This window comes from Fulvivirga lutimaris, from assembly GCF_009711525.1.
GTDB lineage: Bacteria > Bacteroidota > Bacteroidia > Cytophagales > Cyclobacteriaceae > Fulvivirga > Fulvivirga lutimaris.
This window is the reverse complement of record NZ_SMLV01000298.1, coordinates 8464-11433: the sequence shown is the minus strand read 5'-3', so window position 1 is coordinate 11433 and position 2970 is coordinate 8464. Positions and strand designations below refer to the sequence as shown.

General features: G+C 36.6%; 5 protein-coding genes. 4 read left to right on the top strand and 1 reads right to left on the bottom strand.

What is annotated here, in order from left to right:
• From E1140_RS05385 to E1140_RS05370, 4 genes are all read left to right on the top strand, one after another.
• On the top strand, nucleotides 1-227 hold a 227-nt coding region (locus tag E1140_RS05385), incomplete at its 5' end, for an ApaG domain-containing protein (protein WP_155179940.1).
• 1 nt (nucleotide 228) lies between these two features.
• A complete protein-coding gene (locus tag E1140_RS05380) occupies nucleotides 229-1011 on the top strand; it encodes an O-methyltransferase (RefSeq protein ID WP_155179937.1) in 783 nt (260 codons plus the stop codon).
• Nucleotides 1012-2208, top strand: a complete 1197-nt coding sequence (locus tag E1140_RS05375) for a hypothetical protein (protein WP_155179935.1) — start codon at nucleotides 1012-1014, stop codon at nucleotides 2206-2208. It begins immediately after the preceding gene.
• A gap of 79 nt (nucleotides 2209-2287) precedes the next feature.
• Nucleotides 2288-2479: a hypothetical protein gene (locus tag E1140_RS05370; protein WP_155179932.1), complete on the top strand. Its 192-nt coding sequence runs from the start codon at nucleotides 2288-2290 to the stop codon at nucleotides 2477-2479.
• A 2-nt stretch (nucleotides 2480-2481) separates the two neighbouring features.
• Here E1140_RS05370 and E1140_RS05365 read toward each other — a convergent pair.
• Nucleotides 2482-2970: aldehyde dehydrogenase family protein (locus E1140_RS05365; protein ID WP_155179946.1), on the bottom strand; the 489-nt coding region annotated here is incomplete at its 5' end.

Below are 2970 nucleotides of genomic sequence, written 5' to 3'. Positions count from 1 at the left end.
TTCATGATGCGGCACTAATCCCTCGTGAAGTTGAAGGTGAAGGCGTTGTTGGTCAACAGCCCATTTTAGAGCCTAGTCAATATCACCAATACGTGTCAGGTTGTAATTTGAAATCTGGTATCGGTAAAATGGGTGGTACTTTTTTGATGGAGAGAATTGTAGATGGTCATAGGTTTAAAGTCACCATACCTGAGTTTACTATGATTGCTCCATTCAAACTCAACTAATTTGTCTTTTTTACATCAAACCTTAAGCTACCTCAGTTATTGGTTAAATGAGGAAAATGAGCATTCTCTTCATTCTCCGTTTATCTATGAACTTTATAAAAAGGTAATTCTCGACACCAATAGGAAACCCTTATTTCCAGACATTGAGAAGGTTAGAGACCAGTTTATGCTAAGTACCAATACCATTGAAGTTATAGATCTTGGTAGTGGGTCAAATGTTGCTAGAAACAATCAAAGAAAGGTCTCTGATATAGCCACAAAAGGCATTTCAAAAAGGAAATTTTCAGAGTTGTACGAGCGTCTGATCAGACATTTCGAATACAAAACTGTAATTGAATTAGGCACTTCTTTAGGAGTTAATACACTATATCTGGCAAAAAATAGAGAAGCCCATGTTTTTACATTTGAAGGAGATCCTTCTTTGGCCGCTATAGCATCAGCAGTGTTTGAAGGGAATGAGAAAACCAATACAGAAGTTATTGAAGGCAATATAGACCAGACACTACCAATTTTTCTTGGCAAGTATAAAAAGGTCGATTTTGCACTTATAGATGCAAATCATACCTATAAAGCCACCTTAGCTTATTTCAATTTATTACTAGAGCATATTTCTGATCATACATGCTTAGTCTTTGATGATATTCATATGAATGGCGAAATGGAAAAGGCGTGGAATGAAATTAAAAGTCACTATCAGGTTACTGTTACCATTGACCTGTTTCAGGTAGGTCTGGTGTTTTTCAATCCAGAAATAAGGAAGCAGGATTTTATTTTAACTTTTTAATTGAGACGAAGATTAATCATAGTTTCTTTTAGTCTACTTACAGCTCTCTTTTTGTTGTTCATTTTACCCAATCTCATAAACTCAAGAGAGCAAAATCAATTTTCTTCAGAGTATCAGATGAAGCAAGCTGATGCTTTATTTAGTAATAATGATTCGGATTCAATAAACATATCCATTTCTAAGTTTTATGACCGTAATTCAATAACAACTGCCCTTTTTGGCAATCATTATAGGGAACTATGGAGTAAGAAAATAAAACTCCCCGTATTTAAAGGTCTCGATACATTAGAGTTTCACAAAGTAGGTGGTGGTCACCAGACTACCAGCATTGAAATGAAAAGCCCTAATCACATGCATTACTCATTTAGATCTATTGATAAGGACCAGTCTCGGGTATTGCATAGCTGGCTAAGGAATTCCGCACTAAGACCGCTTTTAAGAGATCAAACTTCGGCACTCAACCCCTATGCTGCCCCAGTGGTGGCAAGCCTCTCAGAAACCGTTAATATCCTTCACACTAACCCTACTATATACATCCTTCCCTACCATTCGCAGGTGCATGATAGTATAAAGTTTCACTTGCCCGCATCTGCCGTGATTTTTGAAGAAGAATTAGATTCAAAATGGAAAGACAGCAAAACTTTTTTTGAACCTACTGATATCATTAACACTGAGGAGATGCTTACCGCAATAAAAAATGCTGACATGAAACTTGATACCCTTGAGTACCTAAAATGTAGGATTTTTGATGTTTTAATAAGTGATTGGGATCGACATGCAGGTCAATGGAAGTGGCTTGTTTATGACACTCTAGATCATCAAACAATCAGGCCCTTTCCTATTGACAGAGATATGGCTTTTTGCAGGTTTGATGACGGATGGGTCAACACAATAGTTGTAAATACTACCAACAAATTCGAGTCTTTCCGGAAAGGAGAAGCAAGTGTGAATGATGCTGCTAAAAAAATTACAGATTTGGATGTTCTACTATTGAAAGGATTAAGTAAAGCAAGTTTTAAAAGAGTCACGAGTGAAATTCAAAATGCACTTTCAGAATCTGCCATAGACAAGGCTATGAAGCAATATCCTACCGAAATTCATAAGATAATTGCTGTAGAACAAAAAGCTACTCTTATGGATCGTCTTGATCATTTGGAAGGTGCCTCAATTCAGTTATATGACAATATCAATAATTAATATAACCCAATGAAAATACCCACAAATGGGTATTGATACCACACCATTACCCCAATATCTTTATTAAAATATTAGGTGTATGTTTTTTCAAAACAGAAGTATAAAGGTGATTGAATCAGTAATTGATTACTATGAAGGAAACATAGACCATATACCTTATTCGGTATCCGACATTGTAAAAGCGCTTGATTATTCTACAAAGTATAGGAGTGACTACCCCGATGAAGTCATTGAGAAATTAAAAATGGTAAAAACAATGCTTAAAGCTTAGTTTCATTTTACATATACCGTCTTAATGTTCACAAACTCCTTTATTCCATAAGTACTAAGTTCACGGCCATAACCGCTACCTTTTACTCCACCAAAAGGTAATCTGGGATCAGATTTAACAAAATCATTAACGAAGCAACAGCCGGCTTCAATTTCTTCTTTTGCAATACGTTCACCTCGAGTCAGGTCTCTGGTAAATACTGCTGCGCCCAACCCAAAAAAACTGTCATTGGCTATTTCAATGGCTTCCTTCTCATTGCTAGCTTCGATGATAGAAGCTACTGGCCCAAACAACTCTTCATGATAAGCTGGCGAACCCCATTTAACATCTGTAAGTATGGTTGGCGGATAGTAGGCTCCATCACTATTATTATCAAAAATTCCACCTAAAATACAATTAGCACCCATTTCCATGCTCTTTGTCACCTGATCGTGGAGCTCATCTCGCAAATCTATCCTCGCCATCGGCCCAAGATCAGTTTTTTCATTTAA